The organism is Kaistia geumhonensis (assembly GCF_030815145.1).
GTDB lineage: Bacteria > Pseudomonadota > Alphaproteobacteria > Rhizobiales > Kaistiaceae > Kaistia > Kaistia geumhonensis.
Genome location: NZ_JAUSWJ010000001.1, coordinates 1,595,282 through 1,612,520, shown reverse-complemented (window position 1 = coordinate 1,612,520; position 17,239 = coordinate 1,595,282). Strand labels below are relative to the sequence as shown.

Below are 17,239 nucleotides of genomic sequence, written 5' to 3'. Positions count from 1 at the left end.
CCACTGACCCATGGCCGAGATCGTCCTTTCCAACGTGCAGAAATTCTTCGGCGCGGTTCAGGTCATCCGCGACCTGAACCTCACCATCGCCGACCGCGAATTCGTCGTGCTGCTGGGGCCGTCGGGCTGCGGCAAGACGACGACGCTTCGGGCCATCGCCGGCCTCGAGGACATCTCGTCCGGCGAGATCCGCATCGACGGCAAGCCGGTACAGGATCTCGAGGCTTCCGAGCGCGATATCGCCTTCGTCTTCCAACTCTATGCGCTCTATCCGCATCTGACGGTGTTCGAGAACATCGCCTTTCCGCTTCGGGCGGCGGGCGAGAGCAAGGCGGATGTCGACCGCCAGGTGCGTGTCGTCGCCTCGGCGCTCGACATCACGCATCTGTTGCAGAAGCGTCCGTCGGCCCTTTCGGGCGGCGACATGCAGCGCGTTGCCATCGGCCGCGCGCTCGTGCGCCGGCCGAAGGCGATCCTGATGGACGAGCCGATCGGCGCGCTCGACGCCAAGCTGCGCGAGGACATGCGTTCGGAGCTGAAGCGCCTCCATATCGAGAACAAGGCGACCTCGGTCTATGTGACCCATGACCAGGTCGAGGCGATGTCGCTCGCCGACCGCATCGTCGTCATGAGCGAGGGCGTGCTCCAGCAGGTCGGCTCGCCGATCGAGGTCTACCAGAATCCGGCCAATCTCTTCGTGGCCCAGTTCATCGGCAGCCCGGTCATGAACATCGCCACGGCGAGGCTCGAGACCGACGGCGGCGCGGCGCGGCTCAGGGTCGGCGATGGCGGCGAGGCCTTCGCCATGCCGGCCGACCTGCCGGCGCGCATCGCGGCGAGTGGCCGGGGCGGGGAGGGAATTTCGCTCGGCATCCGTCCCGAAGGCGTCGTCGTCGCCCGCCAGCCGATGGAGGGGACGGTGCCGCTCGAGGCGCATATCATCGAGCCGCTCGGCGCCTATGACATCGTCGATCTCAAGGTCGGCTCGGGCGTGCTGCGGGCGCGCACCGCCTCCGGTTTCGTCGAGAAGGCGGGCGACACGGTCTTCGCCCGGCTCGACGCGACGCAAACGCATTTCTTCGATACGAAGTCCGGGCAGTCGCTCGCGATCAGGCTGGGGGGCTGACCATGGCGCATGTCCGCTTGCGGAGCATCACCAAGACCTTCGGCGCACATACCGCGCTGGAGAACCTCGATCTCGAAATCGCCGATGGCGAGTTCTTCGTCCTGCTCGGGCCGACCGGCGCCGGCAAGACGACGACGCTGCGGCTCATCGCCGGCCTCGAGAAGCCGACCGCCGGCACGGTCGAGATCGGCGGCATCGATGTCGGCGGCTGGAGCGCCGCCGAGCGCGACGTGGCGCTCGTGCTGCAGCAATATTCGCTCTATCCGCGCTACACGGTGCGGCAGAACCTCGAATTCCCGCTGAAATCGAATGTCCGCCGCCTGCCGCAGCCGGAGATCGACCAGCGCGTCGCCAAGGCGGCGAAGACGCTGCGCATCGAGCACCTGCTCGACCGCAAGGTCGACCGCCTCTCCGGCGGCGAGATGCAGCGCGTCTCGATCGGCCGCGCCATCGTGCGCTCGCCGCGCATCTTCCTCATGGACGAGCCGCTCTCCAATCTCGATGCCAAGCTGCGCGAGGCGCTCCGGTCCGAGCTCAAGGACCTGCAGATGCAGCTCGGCGCGACCTTCCTGTTCGTGACGCATGACCAGATCGAGGCCATGTCCATGGGCGACAAGGTCGGCGTGCTGAATGATGGTCGCCTCGCGCAGGTCGGCACGCCTTACGAGATCTACCACCATCCGCGCGACACCTATGTCGCGTCCTTCGTCGGCTCGCCGGCCATGAACCTGCTCGCCGCCGACCTCCTCGGCGACCGGCTGCGCATCCCGTCCGCGGCGATCGAGTTCCCGATCGGCGCGGCGCTGCGGGCGCGGTTCGGCCGCACCAGCGGTCCGCTGACGCTCGGCATCCGCGCCGAGGACGTCCATCTCGACGCCGACGGGGTGATCGAGGCGCGCGTCTGGGGCGTCGAGAACCATGGCGTCGAGAAGATCGTGACGCTGAAGGCCGGCGACTGCCTGTTCAAGGCGACCATGCCGGCGACGACGGCGGCCGAGATCGACGCGCCGATGCGGCTCAGCTTCGACCAGTCGAAGCTGCACCTCTTCGACGCCGCGACGGGGCTCAATCTCTCGCAGGAGGGCAGGGAGCTTCAGGCGGCGGAGTAAGTCTTTCGCGGGGTCCCGGCCTAAGGTTCGTCGGCGCCAGACCCGGCCCCCTGGCGTCCCTCGCTGTGCGCTTCTCTGCCCCCTCAGTCGAGATGGAAGACCTCTTCCATCATCGCCCACCATTCGCCGTCCTTCGCCGAGGCGAGCGGCTGCTGGCAGGGATCGGTCTGGCCGAGCCAGGCGCGGATCGCCGGCTCGCGGCCGAGGCGTTCGGCGTCGGCCGGCCAGTCGGCGCCGTGATATTCCCAATAGCCGAAGAGCAGGTTTTCCGGCTCGCGTAGATAGATCGAATAGTTGCGCACGCCGCAGGCGGAGAGGAGCGCGTTGACCTCCGCCGACCCTTCGGCATGCAGTCGCTTATAGTCGGCGATCCGCTCGGGGCGGATGCCGATGACCATGCCCATCCTCTGCATCAGAAGATCCCCATGGTGCGCTGGAGCGCCTGCGTGAAATGCGCCTGCAGCGAGGCCTCGGCGCGGTCGGCGTCGCGCGAGAGGCAGGCGTCGAGAAGGTCGAGATGCTCGCGCAGCGTCCGAAGAACGATCGGGGCGGACAGTGTCCGGTCGAGCCGGATCAATTGCAGGTAATTGTGCACGCGGCGATAGGTCGATTCGATCAGCGGATTTCCGAGCGCGCCGATGATCTCGAAATGCAGAAGCGCATCGAGCGCCACCGCCTCGGCGGCGACCTCGGGCGTGAAGCCGGTCGCTTCGAGCAGTGCGATCGCCGCCTCGTGGCGGGCGCGGATCGCCCGCATCCGCTCGAGCGGCGCCAGCTCGGCGAATAGGCGCACCGCCGGCCGCTCCAGGACGGAGCGGAACTGGTAGGTGTGTCGCGCGAACTCGAAGTCGGGCTTCAGGAAGCGGATGCCCGAGCGCGGATGGATCGTCAGCAGGCCCTCGGTCTGAAGGACGCGCAGCGCATCGCGGAGCGGGGCCACCGGGACGCCGACGATCGCGACGAGATCGTTCTGCGAGACGAAGGCGCCCGCCGGCAGGCGGCGCTCGAACAGCATTTCCAGAATGCGCTGATAGGCGATCTCCGAGAGCGAGAGCGTCGTCGCCTCGCGCTCGGGACGCTCCGCGGCTTCGGCGGGCGCTTGCGGCGCGGTCTCTTCTGATCTATCAGATTGCCTGCGTGGCATATCAAATCCCACGATTGATGGATCAGCGACTCATATCATGCGCATCGTCGATTATCGACTGACCCGTTTCCAGTTTGCGCGCGACCGCGTCATCGGCGACAGCCAGGTGAAGATCGCCCATGCCAATGTGGCGACGCTGGAGCTCATCTCGGACACGGGCCTGACCGGTCTCGGCTTCGTGTTCTCGCTGTTCAACCCGCTGCCGGCTCTGGCCGAGATCGAGCGCATCTTCCGCGCCGAGATCTGGCCGGGCCTCGAGGGCGCGGACCCGGCGGCGCTGGCCCATCGCGTGCGCCGGCCGCGCGGCGGCAATATCCGCGGCGCCTCGCTGCCCTTCGGCGAGGGCATCGACCAGGCGGTCTGGGACCTGACGGCGAAGCAGCTGGGCCTGCCGCTCTGGAAGCTGCTCGGCGGCACCAAGACGCGCGTGAAGGCCTATGCGAGCGGCCTCGACTACCATCTCTCCGACGACGATTACTGCGCGCTCTTCGCGCATGCCGCCTCGATCGGCTACACCGCCTTCAAGATCAAGGTCGGCCATCCCGACATCGAGCGCGACCTGCACCGGCTCGATCTCCTGGTCCGCACGGTCGGCAAGCCGCAGGCGATTATGATCGACGCCAATGAGGGCTGGTCTCCGCAGGAGGCGGTGCGCCGCCTCAACATCATCAACAAGGCCGGCTTCGACATCCTGTGGATCGAGGACCCGTGCCTGCGCTTCGATTTCGAAGGGCTGAAGATGATCCGCGCCGGCTGTCCGTTCACGCTGGTGAACTCGGGCGAATATTTCGACGCCTCGGGCAAGCGGGCGCTGATGGAGGCGCGGGGCACAGACATGATCAATGTCCACGGCCATGTTTCGGAGGTCATGCGCATCGGCTGGCTCGCCGCCGAATACGGCATCCCGGTCAGCCTCGGCAACTCGATGCTGGAGATCGGCATCAACATGGCCATCGCGCTGCCCGAGGTCGAGTGGCTCGAATACTCGTTCCAGAATTTCGACCATCTCGTCGAGCAGCCGATCGAGATCCGCGACGGCTATGCCTATGCGCCGGACCGGCCGGGCCATGGGCTGGTGCTCTCCGATGAGGCGCGCCGCATCCATGCCGTTCCGGACGTGATCGACCCGGCCGATCTGCCGCCGGCGCCCTTCAATCCGCGCTTTCCGCGCTGATGCCGCGCGCCGCGGGAGGCGGCGCGCACCATGCCGTTTTCGCTAGGGAGGACAGGGACATGACATCGCTTTCGAGGGCGCTGCGCGCCGGAACCATGCTCGCCGCCATCGCCGTCACGCTCGGCGCGGCCCGCGCCGACACGACGCTGACGGTGTGGGACTGGAAGTCGGGCGATCCGACGACGCAGCCCTATTACGAGGCCGTCAAGAAGGACTTCGAGGCCGCGCATCCGGGGGTGACGGTCAAATATGTCATGCAGCCGCATGACCAGTATTACACGCTTCTCGGCACCGCGATCTCGGCCGGGCAGGGGCCGGACGTCGTGCTCGTGCATGGCGGCTCTCAGACCAAGGAGCGCACCGCCGCTCTGCTGAAGCTCGACGACAAGATCGCCGACATCAAGGGCCGCATCGCCGGCTGGGACGAATTCACCGGCGCCGACGGCGGCGCCTATGCGGTGCCGATCTCGATCCAGGGTTTCGCGGTCTATTACAACAAGGACCTCTGGCAGAAGGCCGGCCTCGACCCGGCGAAGGCGCCGCAGAGCTGGGCCGAGCTCAAGGACATCTGCGCCAAGCTGAAGGCGTCGGGAACGACCTGCTTCGCGCTCGGCAACAAGGAAGGCTTCGGCGCCGACTTCTTCCTCTCGGCCGTGGCGGCCAATGGCTGGACCAAGGCACAGCAGGACGCCTGGACCAAGGGCGACCTCAAATGGTCGAGCCCCGAGGTCAAGGCGATCGTCGAGGCCTGGGTCGAGACCAACAAGGACGGCTGGTACGCCGAAGGCGCCAACTCGACCGCCAAGTTCATGGACGAGTACGAGAGCTTCGAGCGCGGCGAGAACGCCAACACGATCGGCCTCATCTCCGACGTCGCGCACTGGAAGGAGTTCGACGACTTCCTCGGAGCCGACAAGGTGGGCGTCTATGTGATGCCGCCGGTCGCGGGCGGAGACGGATCGCTGAAGCTGCCGCTCGCCGGCGGCATCGGCTACGGCGTCACCGCCTTCTCGCCGAACAAGGACCTCGCGGTCGAACTCGCCAAGAGCTTCGCCGATACGCCGCATATGCAGGTCTTCTTCGAATCGGCCGGCGCCATCCCCGCCGACACCAAGGTCGATACGTCCAAGGTCGCGAGCCCCTCGGCCAAGGTGATCCTCGGCTGGCTCGCCGATGGCGTGCCGCTCGCCCACAACAACATGGCGACCGCCGAGACCGAGGAATGGCACCGCCAGAGCCAGTTGCTCTTCACCGGCGAGACGACCGTCGACAAGGCGCTCGCCCGCATGGACGAAGTGCAGGCGCAGGCGAAGAAGAAGTAACGGCCGCGCCTCCCGGACGCCTCGTCATGGCCGGGTCCGTCCCGGCCATGCAGGCCCGAGCTTTCGATGACATGCGTCCCCGCCGCCACGCGAAGCCGTGACTGGCCGGGACGATCCCGGCCATGACGGAGGCAACAATGAGCGATCGGTCCGTATCCGCACCCCGCCGCCGCCTGCTGGGCGATGATCCCGGCCGGCTCGGCCTGCTCTTCGTCGTGCCGGCGCTGGCGCTGGTGATCGTCTTCCGCATCGTGCCGCTCATCTGGGGCTTCGGCACCTCGCTCACCGATTATGACGGCATGTCGGCCGCCCGCTTCGTCGGTATCGCCAACTACGCGGCGCTGACCCGCGATCCCGTCTTCATCGACAGCATCGTCAACATGCTGATCCTGCTGGCGACGCTGCCGGTCTGGATCGGGTTGCCGATGCTGCTCGCGATCCTGATCCACCAGGGCGTGCCGGGCGGCAAACTGTTCCGCGCCGTCTATTTCTTCCCGGCCGTGCTGTCGTCGGTCATCGTCGGCGCGATCTTCAACATGCTGCTGCGCTATGACGGCTCGTTCAACGCCATGCTGAAGGCGCTCGGCTTTTCGGCCGTCGACTGGCTCGGCAACTCGTCGACCGCGCTGTTCAGCCTGATCGCCGTCCAGCTCTGGGCGACCTTCGGCATGAGCCTGCTCATCTTCCTCGCCGGGCTCTCCACGGTCCCCTCCGACATGCTGGAAGCGGCGAAGCTCGACGGCGCCGGGCTATTCGGCACCTGGTGGCACATCGTCATCCCGTCGATCCGGCCGATCATCGAATTCGCCGCCGTTGTGACCACCATCGGCATGCTGACCTCGATGTTCGGCCTGATCTATGTGCTGACCGCCGGCGGGCCGGGCACGTCGACGACGCTGCCGGAATTCCTCATCTGGCTCGAGCAGGGCCGCATGAACCGGCCGGGCTATGCGAGCGCGATCTCGATGGTGCTGTTCGCCCTCATGGCGGGGCTCGCCTTCATCCAGATCCGCATCATGTCCCGAAACGCCAGCCTGTAACCGACAGCCTCCGAGGAGCAGCCATGGCCGCCGTCGAGATCCGCCAGAAGCGCGCGCTGACGCTCATCGCGCTGCCGATGGTCCTGCTGGCGCTCTCCTGCGTCTATCCGGTCTTCTTCACGATCAACGCGGCGCTGAAGACGAGAAAGGGCTTCGTGCTCGACCGCTTCGGCCTCGCCAGCGACCCGACGCTGGCCAATTTCGCGCAGGCCTGGACCCAGTCGCGCCTGTCGGAATATTTCACCAATTCGGTCGTGGTGACGATCGGCGCCGTGCTGACGCTGCTCGTCGTCTCCTCACTCGCCGGCTATGCGCTGGCGGTGCTGCGGTTCCGCGGCGCCAAGATCGTGTTCACGATCATCCTCGTCTCGCTGATGATCCCGGTCCAGGTGGTGCTCGTCCCATTCTACCGGACGATGATCGCGCTCGACCTCGTGAACTCGCGCGCCGGCCTCGTCATCGCCTACACCGCCTTCTTCCTGCCCTTCAGCGTCTACCTGATGACCGCCTTCTATGCGCGGCTGCCCCGGGAATTGTTCGAGGCCGCGCAGATCGACGGCGCCGGCCTCGTCCAGGTCTGGTGGCACATCATGCTGCCGATGGGGAAGCCGGCGCTGATCACGCTTGGCATCCTCAACACGCTCTATTGCTGGAATGACGTGCTGATCTCGCTGCTCGTGCTGCAGGACGAGCGCACGCTGATGGTCGGCATCGCGGCGCTGCGCGGCGAATACACGACCAATGTGCCACTGCTCGCCGCCGGAATCGTGCTGGCCGCGGCGCCGATCGTCATCATCTATGTGATCTTCCAGCGCCAGATCGTCAGCGGCATCGCCGTCGGCGCGGTGAAGGGGTAACCGGGCGCGAGGCCAGAGGGCGATTGCGCGTTCCCGGCACCGCGGGCCTCGCCGTCACCTTTTCCATTGGGAGAGGTTGGACCGGAAGATCCGGGTGAGGAGCATGCCCTCTCCGGAGAGTCCCTAACCCCTCACCCGCCGGCTCCGCCGTCGACCTCTCCCTCTGGGAGAGGTGAAGGGGAAGCCTTCCGGATCGGCGTGCGGCGGGGACGGCACCCCCTCTCCAGCTCTCCCCCACAAGGGGGGAGAGGGCCGCAGCTCGGCCGGCATCGAGGGTGGTTGTTCAACGCAAGTAATGGGAGGGCCCGCTCCCCCTCCCGCGAAGCGGGGAAGGGGTGGGGAAGGAGTTCTCTGCGAAGGGTTGTGGGCAAGCTTAGGCCTTCACCTCTCCTCGGGGAGAGGTGAAGGCAAGCGAGACACCCCCTACGCCGTGACGCGGCGCTTCGAGGAGAGCATCAGCGCGAGGACCGTCACCACGAACGGGATGGTGTGGATCACCTCGCCCGGGACGCGCGGCAGGATGCCGGGGAGCGCGATGGACAGGGCCTCGAAGGCGCCGAACAGCACGGCGGCGATCGCAGTGCCGACCGGATGGCGGCGGCCGAGCAGCACGGCGCCGAGCGCGATGAAGCCGCGGCCGGCAGTCATGTCGCGCGTGAAGCCGACGAAGTTGAACATCGCGAGCTGCGCACCGCCGAGGCCGGCCAACGCGCCCGAGGCGACGAGGCCATAGGTGCGCAGCCGGTTCGGCGAGATGCCGGCGGCTTCGGCGGCGGCGGGATATTCGCCGACGGCGCGGAAGCGCAGGCCTTCCGGCGTGCGGTAGAGGAAATACCAGATGGCGAAGACGAGGAAGACCGCGAGCCAGGTCAGATAGGAATGGCCCGAGAACATCTGCGTCAGCACCGGTCCGATGCCGGGGATCGCGTCGAGGAAGGAGAGGTCGAGCGAGGGGACGGCCTTGGACGGCAGGTTGATCGAGGTGCCCTTGTCGCCGCCGGTCGCATAGTTGAGCGCGGTGACCGTGCCGCCGGCCGCGATGATGTTGACCGCGAAGCCGACCAGGATCACGTCTGCCTTGAAGCGCAGATGGAAGAGCGCCATCAGGCCGCCGAGCATGCCGCCGACGGCGAGGCCGGCGAGGACGCCGACATACCAGGGCGCATAGGCCGAGACGACGACCGCGGTCAGCGCGCCGATCAGCATCATGCCTTCCAGCGCGACGTTGAGCGAGCCGACGAGATCGGACAGGAGGCCGCCGAGCGAGGCGAACAGCACCGGCGTCGTCGTGCGGATGACCGCGGCGACGAAGGCGGCCGAGAGGATCGTGTCGAAGATCTCGTTCATGTCGACGGGGCTCGCGCGGCGGACGAGCCGCCCATGATGCGGTTGAGGAGGGCCCGGCCGGGCAGCGTGAAGGACGAGGCGACCAGGAGGATGACGATGCCCTGCACGATGCCGATGACCTCGGCGGGCACGTCGGTGCGATAGCCCATCAGCGCCGCGCCCTGGCGCAGATAGCCATAGCCGAGCGCGACGAAGGGAATGGCGAGCGGACGATTGCGCGCCACGATCGCGATCAGGATGCCCTCGAAGGAGAGACCGCCCTCGAAGCCGACCACGATCTTGGCGAAGCCCTGGCCCTGCACGAACAGCGCGCCGAGCAGGCCGCCGATCGCGCCCGACGCCGTCATGGCGCTGACCATGATGAAGTTCGACCGGATGCCGGAATAGGCGGCGAAGCGGGCATTGTGGCCGGTGAGGCGCAGGCGGAGGCCCCAGGCGGTGCGGTAGAGCAGGAACCACACGATCGCCACCGCGCCGAGCGCGAGCACGACGCCGAGATCGATGCGTGTGCGGGCGATGAAGGCCGGATAGACCGCCGAAGCCGGGAAGGCCTCGGAGGCGGTGAGGCCGCTCTTCGGCGAGGCGAGATAGAGACGCAGGAACAGATTGGCGATGTCGTAGGCGATGTAGTTCAGCATCAGCGACGACACGATCTCGTTCGCGTTCAGCTTCGCCTTGGCATAGCCGGGGATGAAGCCGAGAAACGCGCCGGCCATCATAGCCGCGATGGCGGCGACCGGGATCGAGACCCAGGAAAGGCCGAGCGGCGACAGCGCGATCGCGGCGGCGACCGTGCCGCCGGCATAGACCTGGCCCTGTACGCCGAGTGCGAACTGCCGCGCCTGGAAGACGAGGCTGAAGGCGAGGCCTGCCAGCGCCAGCTTCGCGGAATCGTCGATCCAGTTGCCGACCGTTCGCTTCGAGGAGAGCGGCCCGGCGATGAATGTCTCGAAGGTTTCGAGCGGCGCCTTCGAGGCGATCAGGATGATGACGAGCGCCACGAGCAGCGCGATGGCGGCCGCGAACAGGATGCGGCGCGTCTCGTCGAAGAAGATCTTGCCGTTGGTCATGCGAGCGCCGCCTGGCGTTCATGCACCGGCTGCTCGGCGAAACCGAGCATGTAGCTGCCCAGCATTTCCGGCGTCAGTTCGGTGGTGTTGGAGAAGGCCGCGACGATGCGGCCGCGATAAAGCACGATCATGCGGTCCGAGAGCGACAGGAGCTCGGAGAGATCGGCCGAGGTGAGGAAGACGGCGCTGCCGGCGTCGCGGGCGAGCGCGATGCGCTGCCAGATGAACTCCGTCGCGCCGAGATCGACGCCGCGCGTCGGATGCGAGACGAGCAGCAGCTTCGGATCGGAGGAGAGCTCGCGGGCGACGACGACCTTCTGCATGTTGCCGCCCGAGAGCGTGCCGATGGCCGCGTCCGGTCCCGAGACGCGGACGCTGAAGCGATCGATCAGCTCGACGGCATGCTTGCGGATCGCGCCGAGATCGAGCAGGCCGTGGCGCACGAAGCGCTCGTTCTCCAGCTCGGTCGCGACGATGTTCTCGGCGACTGTGGCGCCGCCGGCGCTGCCCGTCGCGATACGGTCTTCCGGGATATGGGCAAGGCCGGCGTCGCGGCGCTGGTCGACCGGCACAGCGACGATGTCGACGCCGTTGAGTTCGACCGAACCGGCCTCGACAGGCCGAAGGCCGCCGATCGCCTCGAACAGTTCGCTCTGGCCGTTGCCCTCCACGGCCGCGATGCCGACGATCTCGCCGGCGCGCAGCACGATGTCCATGCCGGAGATGGCGTCGAGGCCACGGTCGTTCTTGATGGTGAGGCCGGAGATCCGGCAGAGATGCGGATGATCACCAGCCTTGGCGCGGGTCACCTTCAGCGCCACGTCGCGGCCGACCATCATGCGGGCGAGCCCGGCCTCGGTCGCATCCTTCTTGTCGACGCGGCCTACCATCTGCCCGGCGCGCATGACGGAGATCGTGTTCGAGATCTCGATCACTTCAGGCAGCTTGTGGGCGATGAAGAGAACGGTGCGGCCCTGTGCCGTCAGCGAGCGGATGGCGGAGAAGAGTTCCTCGACCTCCTGCGGCGCCAGAACGGCGGTCGGCTCGTCGAGAATGAGAAGCTTCGCGTCGCGGTAGAGCGCCTTCAGGATCTCGACGCGCTGCTGCTGCCCGACGGGCAGCCGCTCAACGGGCGCCTCGACATCGACGGGCAGGCGGAAGCGGTCGGCGAGCGCCTGGACGGTCTCGGCGGCGCGCTTTCGATCGAGCTTCAGGCCGTTGCGCGGCTCGACGCCGAGCACGACATTTTCGGCGACGGTGAAGGAAGGCACCAGCGAGAAGTGCTGGAACACCATGCCGATGCCATGCGCGATGGCGGCCCGCGGCGAATGGAGCGTGATGGGGGTCCCGTCCAGGCGGATCTCGCCGGCATTCGGCTGCTCGACGCCGAACAGGATCTTCATGAGGGTGGACTTGCCGGCGCCGTTCTCGCCGACCACGGCATGGACCTCGCTATGCGCGACGGTCAGGTCCACGTTCTTGTTGGCGTGGACACCACCCGGATAGGTCTTGTCGATGCCGATCGCTTCGAGAAAGGGCTTCATTTCGTCCGGCTGGTTGTCACATCAGGCCTGTCCGCCCGGCGGCATGCCGCCGGGCGGGGAAGTCCGAGAGTCCGCGGCGCGAGGCCGCCGACGGCTCAGTTCATCGTGGTCTCGACCTTGATCTCGCCGGAGACGATCTTCGCTTCCTGTTCCTTGACTTCCTTGCGGACGTCTTCGGGAACGAGAGCGTCGTAGTACTTGTTCTCCGAGATGCCGACCGCGCCTTCCTGGAGGCCGAGGATCGACGAGGTGCCATACTTGGCGGTGCCGTCGAGCGTCTGCTTCAGCAGGAGGAGGAGCGACTCGCCGACCCGCTTCTCGACCGAGGTCAGGATGACGTCGGCCTGGGCCTGGTCGGTCGCCGAGAAGATCACGGCCTGGTCGCTGTCGACGCCGATGCCGAGCTTCTTGGCATCACGCACCGCTTGGAGGGCGCCGATGCCGGTCGAGCCGGCGATCGGGAAGATCACGTCCGCGCCCTGCTGGATCTGGGCGAGAGCGAGTTCCTTGCCCTTGGCCGGGTCGCTGAACGGATTGGCCGAGTTGACCGTCGCGCGCAGCAGCTTGGCATTCGGGTTGGCCGCCTTGGCGCCCTGCTCGAAGCCGACGACGAATTCGAGGATCACGGAACCCTCGGTGCCGAGGATCTGGCCCATGGTGCCCGTCTTCGAGACTTTCGCTGCCGCATAGCCGGCGAGATAGGCCGCCGTCGAGGTGCGGTACTGCACCGAGAGGACGTTGTCGAAGCCACCCTTCGCATAGTCGACGGTGTCGTCGAACAGGATGAACTTCTTGTCCGGATACTGCGGCGCCAGCTCGGCCACATAGGGGGCCATGTCGAAGGTGCCGGTGATCACGACGTCGTAGTCGCCATCGGCGGCGTCGGCCAGCGCCGGCTGCCACTTGGAACGGTCATAGCCGGGCTCGATCGTCTTCACGACGACCGGGAGCTCCTTCATGGCCTGGTCCATGCCGCGCTGGGCGGAATCGAAGAAGCTCTTGTCGCCGAGCGTGCCGTTGAGCACGAGCGCGACCTTGAGCGGGTTCTCCTTGGTGTAGGTCTGGGCTGTCGCCGGGGCGACCGCCGCGCCCATGCCCGCCACCACCGTCAACGCCGCCGCGCTCTGCGTCAGCGTCTTCATCATCTTGGTCATAGAACTGGTCTCCCTGCCGACTGGCTGTGACGGCTGACCTCCGTCACATTATTGCTCATGCGCCCCCGATCCGAACCGCTGTGGCTTGCGCCTCGCTGGCCGGCGCCCGACGGGACGATTGATCCTAGGTCGGCGCGTTTTCTGTGCAAGCTCAAAATCTGTCCCGCCCACTGCCACTTGTTGAGCGTTTTTCGAGCAGTGCCGGATACGTGATCGCGGGCTGTGGATGCGGTCTCGCACAACCTGCATACCGAAGACGGCACGCGCCGACTCGGAGTCGAAGGGGCCCGAAACGCCGGCAGGAGTGCGCGCAAGAGCGACGGCGCGGCGTCCGCTCAGGCGGCGATGGCCGCCGCGAAAAGACGGCGGAAGGCGGCCGGGTCGACATGCTCGACCACCGTCACCGGCGGCAGGGCCCATTTGCGCGGCAGGTCGAGGATCGTCGCGCCTCGCGAGAAGGCGCCGCCGCATTCGACCGCGACGCCCGTCGACAGCGTCGCCGTCGCGACCGATCGCTCGACGAGCACGGCGGCCGCGAGCGGGTCGGCCGGCGAGAGGCGGTCGCCCTCGCCATAGGCGATCGAGACCCGGCGGAGCTGATCGGAGAGCGCGAGGAGGAAATCCCGGCGCGGGCCGGAGGGAGCGGCGGCGAAGAGCGCGTCGAGATCATCGCCCGGAAGCGCCGCCTCGACGCAGGGCTCCCAGGGCACCATCACGGTCGGCAGGGGCAGCGCCAGCACCATGGCGGCGGCCTCGGGATCGGCGAGGATGTTGAACTCGGCCGCGCCCGTGACATTGCCCCGGCCGAACACCGTGCCGCCCATGATCACCAGCTCGCCGAGCCCCCGCGCGATTTCCGGCTCGGCGGCGAAGGCGAGGGCGAGATTGGTCAGCGGGCCGAGCGCGAGGATGTCGACCGGGTCCCCGTCGCGGGCCGCCGCGCGCAGCGTCGCCCGCAGGAAATCGACGCCGTTGCGCGAGGCGAGGGGCGCCTGGCGCGCGGGCCGCGGCGCCCCGCCGAGCCCGTCCTCGCCATGCACATCCGCCGCGTCGATCGCCGCGCCGATCAGCGGCCTCGCGGCACCGGCATGCACCGGCGCGTCGCAGCCAAGGATCGCCAGCGTCGCGAGGATGTTGTCGGTCGCCTGGTCGAGCGCGACATTGCCGAACGAGGTCGTGACGAAGCTGGGCGCCCTGCCGAGCGCGACGAGCAGCGCGAGGGCGAGGGCGTCGTCGGTGCCGCCATCGGTGTCGACGAGAAGGCGGCGGGCCATCATGCTGCCTCCCGCGCAGCGGCGACGCGGCGCCAGAAGGTGTCATAGGCGCCCTGATAATCGGCGCGGATGTCGCCATAGGCGCGGCGGGTCAGGCGGCGGTCGTCGACGATGCGCTCGCCGGCCACCCAGACATGGCGCGTGTCGCGGCCGGAACCGGAATAGACGAGCAGCGTCGCGAGGTCGGGCGCGGGCGACCAGCCGGGGCCGCGCATGTCGATGGCGACGAGGTCGGCCGCCTTGCCGCTCTCGAGACTGCCGATCTCGTGCTCGAGGCCGAGCGCCCGGGCGCCGTCGATGGTGGCCATCCGCACCAGTTCGCGCGAGGTGAGCGGCTGCGCCTGCCGCTGGCGATGCGAGGCGACGAGGCCGGCGACGCGCATTTCCGCGACCATGTCGTAGCTGTTGTTGGCGGCGACGTTGTCTGTGCCGAGCGCGACCGTGACGCCGGCGCGCTTCAGCGGCACGACCGGGCAGATCGCCTCGCGTCCCGAGCGGAGGCCGGCGGATGCACAATGCGCGACCGACGCGGCCTCGGCGCGGGCGAAGACCGCGATGTCCTCGTCCGAAAGATCAAGGCAGTGCGCGGCATGAATGCGGCCGCCGAAGAAGCCGGCCTTTTCGAGCGCGACGGAGGCGGTGGTGTCGTAGCGGGCGAGCGTCTCCTCGTTGTCCTCGGGGCCGCAGGCCATGTGGAGATGGATGCCGCAGCCGAGGCGGTTGGCGACACGGACTTCCTCGGCCAGCAGAGCCTCCGTGTTGTCGACATAGGGGGCATGCGGTCCGAACCAGGGAATGATCCGGCCGTCGGACGAGCGCTGGCCCTCGACGAAGGCGGCGGCCTTGGCCAGTTCCTCGGCGCCGCGGACCTCGTCGCCGAGCTGCACGATGCCATAGGCGATCACCGCGCGGAGCCCGGCGCGGCCGGCGGCCCCGGCGATCTCCTCGGCGAAGAAATACTGGTCGCAGAAGGTGGTCGTGCCGGAAAGCGCCATCTCGGCGCAGGAGAGCGCAACGGCCGGGGCGACATCCTCGGCCACCATCGCGAGTTCCGGCTCGCGGATGGTGTTGTACCAGCCATCCATGGTGAGCAGGCTGTGGCCCTCGGCATGGCCGCGGAACAGCACCATCACGCTGTGGGTGTGGGCGTTGACAAGGCCCGGCATCAGGAGATGGCCGGAAAGATCGGTCACGCGGTCGAAGCCCGCGCTGCCGGGGCGCGAGGAGGCCGGGCCGAGCTCGGCGATGCGTCCGTCCTCGATCACCAGCCAGCCGTCATCGACGACCCGGTCCTGCGGGTCGACGGTCATGAGGGTTGCGCTGTGGATGAGTTCTCGTGTCATGCGGGTCGTCCGGCCGGTCTCGAAAGGGCCGCCAGATTCGCATGATCCCCGCCGCGCGCAAGCCGCGATTGGCGGCAACGGCGGCAAAGATGTTCGGTTGGGGACGGGGACTTTGGGGGCGACGTCCGCCATGGCCCGCGCAGGGGGCCCCACCCCTCTCTCAGGGGAGAGGGGCAAGAATGGTGCGGCTCGATGCCGAAAGGTCGGGGGCTCCCGCTTGCCCTCTCCGCAGGGACGAGGGCTGGGGGAGAGCCTTAGGCCGCGACCTGCTCGCCGAAGCGGGGGATGATCGAGGAGATCTTGTCGCCGGTGAACTTGGCGACCCAGCCATCCGGCGTCACGAACAGGCGGATGCAGGTGAAGCGCGGCTCGGGGCCCATGTCGAACCAGTGCTGCGTGCCGGCCGGCACCGACAGCAGGTCGTCGCGGGTGCAGACCACCTGATAGACCTTGTCGCCGAGATGCAGGTAGAAGGCGCCCGATCCCTCGACGAAGAAGCGGACCTCGTCCTCGTCATGGGTATGCTCGTCGAGGAACTTCGCGCGCAGCTCGTCCTTCTTCGGATTGTCCGGCGTGATACGGATCACGTCGACGGTCTGGTAGCCGGCGGCGGCCGAGAGGCGGTCGACTTCCGTCTTGTAGGCGGCGATGACCTGGTCCTGCGTCGCATTTTCGGGCAGCTCCGCGCCGGCCTTCCAGCGCTCGAACGCCACGCCGACCTTGTCGAGCAGGCTCTTGATCTCGTTCGGATCGGTCGTCGAGACGACGACGTTGTCCGGGTTCTTGTCCTCGTAGATGGTCAGCGTGGTCATGGCGTGAACCTCCGATAAGAAAGCTCGAATTCGAACAGCGTTTCGAGCGCTTCGAGATGACGGGCGGCCTCCCTCGGCGAGGCGCCCCAGGCATAGAGTCCGTGTCCGGCGAGAAGATAGCCGGGCGCGAGGCGGGCGTCATGCGGCGGCGCGGCGAGCCGCGCCTCGACGAGATCGGCAAGGCGGGCCGTATCCTGGTCGTTGGCAAAGACCGGCACGTCGACCGCTTCCTCATGCGATGTGATGCCGGCGAGCGCCTTCTGCAACTCCCAGCCCTGGAGGCGGAGCGTCCCGGTGCCCACGCCGCGCGACAGCACGGTCGATGCCGGGCCGTGCACATGGAAGATGGCGCCGAGCTCGGGCCGGCGGCGATAGAGCGCGATATGCAGCGGCGCCTCGGCGGACGAGCGCGGCAGGAGCGGCGCATCGAGCGGCTGAATGAGGATGTCGGCCGCCTCGAGCGCGCCCTTGTCGACGCCCGAGCGCGTGATGGCGATGCGATGCGCATCGATGCGGGCCGAGAAATTGCCCGAGGTGGCTGGCACCCAGTGCCGCGCGGCGGCCATGCGGCCAGCCGATATGACGGCCTCGACGGCCGCGGTCACCTGCGCCTCGTCGGGCTCGGATTGCTGCGCGAGATCAAGCGCCACGAAAGACTCCCAGCACGCTGCCGGCCTCCCCGGCCGGACGCTCTTCAGATAGACCGCGCGACACGCGCGGGGGGAGGCGGAATTTCCCAAAGGAGCCCTCTCAAAGAGAAAATCCTTCGTTCCGCGCCCCCATCCGGCCGCTGTATCAAAAAACCATTGCGAGTTCACCTGTCTTCGGCGTTGCTTGCGGCCGGCCCGGCCTTCCTTGCCGGCCCAAGGGCAAAGCCCGGAACGTGAACGGAACGGGGAGACATCCATGAAGCTCATTCTTTC

The 17,239-nt window shown here is 67.7% G+C and carries 16 protein-coding genes; 6 read left to right on the top strand and 10 right to left on the bottom strand.

Annotated features, from left to right (window positions below):
* Positions 1 to 10: 10 nt before the first annotated feature.
* A complete protein-coding gene (locus tag QO015_RS07695; protein WP_266280283.1) occupies positions 11 to 1,126 on the top strand; it encodes an ABC transporter ATP-binding protein in 1,116 nt (371 codons plus the stop codon).
* A gap of 2 nt (positions 1,127 to 1,128) precedes the next feature.
* Positions 1,129 to 2,235: an ABC transporter ATP-binding protein gene (locus tag QO015_RS07690; RefSeq protein ID WP_266280284.1), complete on the top strand. Its 1,107-nt coding sequence runs from the start codon at positions 1,129 to 1,131 to the stop codon at positions 2,233 to 2,235.
* A gap of 83 nt (positions 2,236 to 2,318) precedes the next feature.
* Here QO015_RS07690 and QO015_RS07685 read toward each other — a convergent pair whose 3' ends face one another.
* Both QO015_RS07685 and QO015_RS07680 read right to left on the bottom strand, forming a co-directional pair.
* On the bottom strand, positions 2,319 to 2,648 hold the full coding sequence (locus QO015_RS07685) for an L-rhamnose mutarotase (RefSeq protein ID WP_266280286.1): 330 nt from the start codon (positions 2,646 to 2,648) through the stop codon (positions 2,319 to 2,321).
* Entirely contained in the window at positions 2,648 to 3,379 is a 732-nt protein-coding gene (locus QO015_RS07680; protein WP_266280287.1) for a GntR family transcriptional regulator, read from the bottom strand. Before QO015_RS07680 ends, QO015_RS07685 begins: the two co-directional genes overlap by 1 nt.
* 37 nt (positions 3,380 to 3,416) lie before the next feature.
* On the opposite strand from QO015_RS07680, the gene QO015_RS07675 reads away from it, so the two are divergent.
* The 4 genes from QO015_RS07675 to QO015_RS07660 all read left to right on the top strand — a co-directional run bounded on the left by QO015_RS07675 (position 3,417) and on the right by QO015_RS07660 (position 7,772).
* Complete coding sequence (locus tag QO015_RS07675; RefSeq protein WP_266280288.1) at positions 3,417 to 4,553, top strand: mandelate racemase/muconate lactonizing enzyme family protein; 1,137 nt, start codon at positions 3,417 to 3,419, stop codon at positions 4,551 to 4,553.
* A gap of 59 nt (positions 4,554 to 4,612) precedes the next feature.
* A complete protein-coding gene (locus QO015_RS07670) occupies positions 4,613 to 5,875 on the top strand; it encodes an ABC transporter substrate-binding protein (RefSeq protein WP_266280289.1) in 1,263 nt (420 codons plus the stop codon).
* Between the two features lie 137 nt (positions 5,876 to 6,012).
* Positions 6,013 to 6,915, top strand: a complete 903-nt coding sequence (locus QO015_RS07665) for a carbohydrate ABC transporter permease (RefSeq protein WP_266280291.1) — start codon at positions 6,013 to 6,015, stop codon at positions 6,913 to 6,915.
* 23 nt (positions 6,916 to 6,938) lie between these two features.
* Positions 6,939 to 7,772, top strand: a complete 834-nt coding sequence (locus QO015_RS07660; protein ID WP_266280292.1) for a carbohydrate ABC transporter permease — start codon at positions 6,939 to 6,941, stop codon at positions 7,770 to 7,772.
* Positions 7,773 to 8,195: 423 nt separating this feature from the next.
* Here the strand turns inward: QO015_RS07660 and QO015_RS07655 are convergent, their stop codons facing one another.
* From QO015_RS07655 to mtnB, 8 genes are all read right to left on the bottom strand, one after another.
* Positions 8,196 to 9,119 (bottom strand): ABC transporter permease, encoded by a 924-nt coding sequence (locus tag QO015_RS07655; protein WP_266280293.1) that lies wholly within the window; start codon positions 9,117 to 9,119, stop codon positions 8,196 to 8,198.
* On the bottom strand, positions 9,116 to 10,189 hold the full coding sequence (locus QO015_RS07650; protein ID WP_266280295.1) for an ABC transporter permease: 1,074 nt from the start codon (positions 10,187 to 10,189) through the stop codon (positions 9,116 to 9,118). Before QO015_RS07650 ends, QO015_RS07655 begins: the two co-directional genes overlap by 4 nt.
* Positions 10,186 to 11,733 carry an ABC transporter ATP-binding protein gene (locus tag QO015_RS07645; RefSeq protein WP_266280297.1) on the bottom strand — a complete coding sequence of 516 codons (1,548 nt, stop codon included), beginning with the start codon at positions 11,731 to 11,733 and terminating at the stop codon, positions 10,186 to 10,188. The genes QO015_RS07650 and QO015_RS07645 overlap by 4 nt, the downstream gene beginning before the upstream one ends.
* Positions 11,734 to 11,828: 95 nt before the next feature.
* Positions 11,829 to 12,887: a BMP family lipoprotein gene (locus tag QO015_RS07640; protein WP_266280298.1), complete on the bottom strand. Its 1,059-nt coding sequence runs from the start codon at positions 12,885 to 12,887 to the stop codon at positions 11,829 to 11,831.
* Between the two features lie 335 nt (positions 12,888 to 13,222).
* On the bottom strand, positions 13,223 to 14,164 hold the full coding sequence (locus QO015_RS07635; RefSeq protein WP_266280299.1) for a nucleoside hydrolase: 942 nt from the start codon (positions 14,162 to 14,164) through the stop codon (positions 13,223 to 13,225).
* Complete coding sequence (locus tag QO015_RS07630; RefSeq protein ID WP_266280301.1) at positions 14,161 to 15,504, bottom strand: amidohydrolase family protein; 1,344 nt, start codon at positions 15,502 to 15,504, stop codon at positions 14,161 to 14,163. Before QO015_RS07630 ends, QO015_RS07635 begins: the two co-directional genes overlap by 4 nt.
* 254 nt (positions 15,505 to 15,758) lie before the next feature.
* Positions 15,759 to 16,316, bottom strand: coding sequence for a 1,2-dihydroxy-3-keto-5-methylthiopentene dioxygenase (locus QO015_RS07625; RefSeq protein ID WP_266280302.1), 558 nt, complete (start codon positions 16,314 to 16,316; stop codon positions 15,759 to 15,761).
* Entirely contained in the window at positions 16,313 to 16,966 is a 654-nt protein-coding gene (gene mtnB, locus QO015_RS07620) for a methylthioribulose 1-phosphate dehydratase (RefSeq protein WP_266280303.1), read from the bottom strand. The genes QO015_RS07625 and mtnB overlap by 4 nt, the downstream gene beginning before the upstream one ends.
* Positions 16,967 to 17,239 lie beyond the last annotated feature (273 nt).

What these genes read in the sequence shown, in the direction of transcription:
- QO015_RS07640 (WP_266280298.1), bottom strand. Translation starts at nt 12,887, where the DNA reads ATGACCAAGATGATGAAGACGCTGACGCAGAGCGCGGCGGCGTTGACG.
- QO015_RS07625 (WP_266280302.1), bottom strand. Translation starts at nt 16,316, where the DNA reads ATGACCACGCTGACCATCTACGAGGACAAGAACCCGGACAACGTCGTC.
- QO015_RS07685 (WP_266280286.1), bottom strand. Translation starts at nt 2,648, where the DNA reads ATGCAGAGGATGGGCATGGTCATCGGCATCCGCCCCGAGCGGATCGCC.
- QO015_RS07670 (WP_266280289.1), top strand. Translation starts at nt 4,613, where the DNA reads ATGACATCGCTTTCGAGGGCGCTGCGCGCCGGAACCATGCTCGCCGCC.
- QO015_RS07650 (WP_266280295.1), bottom strand. Translation starts at nt 10,189, where the DNA reads ATGACCAACGGCAAGATCTTCTTCGACGAGACGCGCCGCATCCTGTTC.
- QO015_RS07635 (WP_266280299.1), bottom strand. Translation starts at nt 14,164, where the DNA reads ATGATGGCCCGCCGCCTTCTCGTCGACACCGATGGCGGCACCGACGAC.
- QO015_RS07690 (WP_266280284.1), top strand. Translation starts at nt 1,129, where the DNA reads ATGGCGCATGTCCGCTTGCGGAGCATCACCAAGACCTTCGGCGCACAT.
- QO015_RS07660 (WP_266280292.1), top strand. Translation starts at nt 6,939, where the DNA reads ATGGCCGCCGTCGAGATCCGCCAGAAGCGCGCGCTGACGCTCATCGCG.
- QO015_RS07655 (WP_266280293.1), bottom strand. Translation starts at nt 9,119, where the DNA reads ATGAACGAGATCTTCGACACGATCCTCTCGGCCGCCTTCGTCGCCGCG.
- QO015_RS07665 (WP_266280291.1), top strand. Translation starts at nt 6,013, where the DNA reads ATGAGCGATCGGTCCGTATCCGCACCCCGCCGCCGCCTGCTGGGCGAT.
- QO015_RS07695 (WP_266280283.1), top strand. Translation starts at nt 11, where the DNA reads ATGGCCGAGATCGTCCTTTCCAACGTGCAGAAATTCTTCGGCGCGGTT.
- QO015_RS07630 (WP_266280301.1), bottom strand. Translation starts at nt 15,504, where the DNA reads ATGACACGAGAACTCATCCACAGCGCAACCCTCATGACCGTCGACCCG.
- QO015_RS07680 (WP_266280287.1), bottom strand. Translation starts at nt 3,379, where the DNA reads ATGCCACGCAGGCAATCTGATAGATCAGAAGAGACCGCGCCGCAAGCG.
- QO015_RS07645 (WP_266280297.1), bottom strand. Translation starts at nt 11,733, where the DNA reads ATGAAGCCCTTTCTCGAAGCGATCGGCATCGACAAGACCTATCCGGGT.
- QO015_RS07675 (WP_266280288.1), top strand. Translation starts at nt 3,417, where the DNA reads ATGCGCATCGTCGATTATCGACTGACCCGTTTCCAGTTTGCGCGCGAC.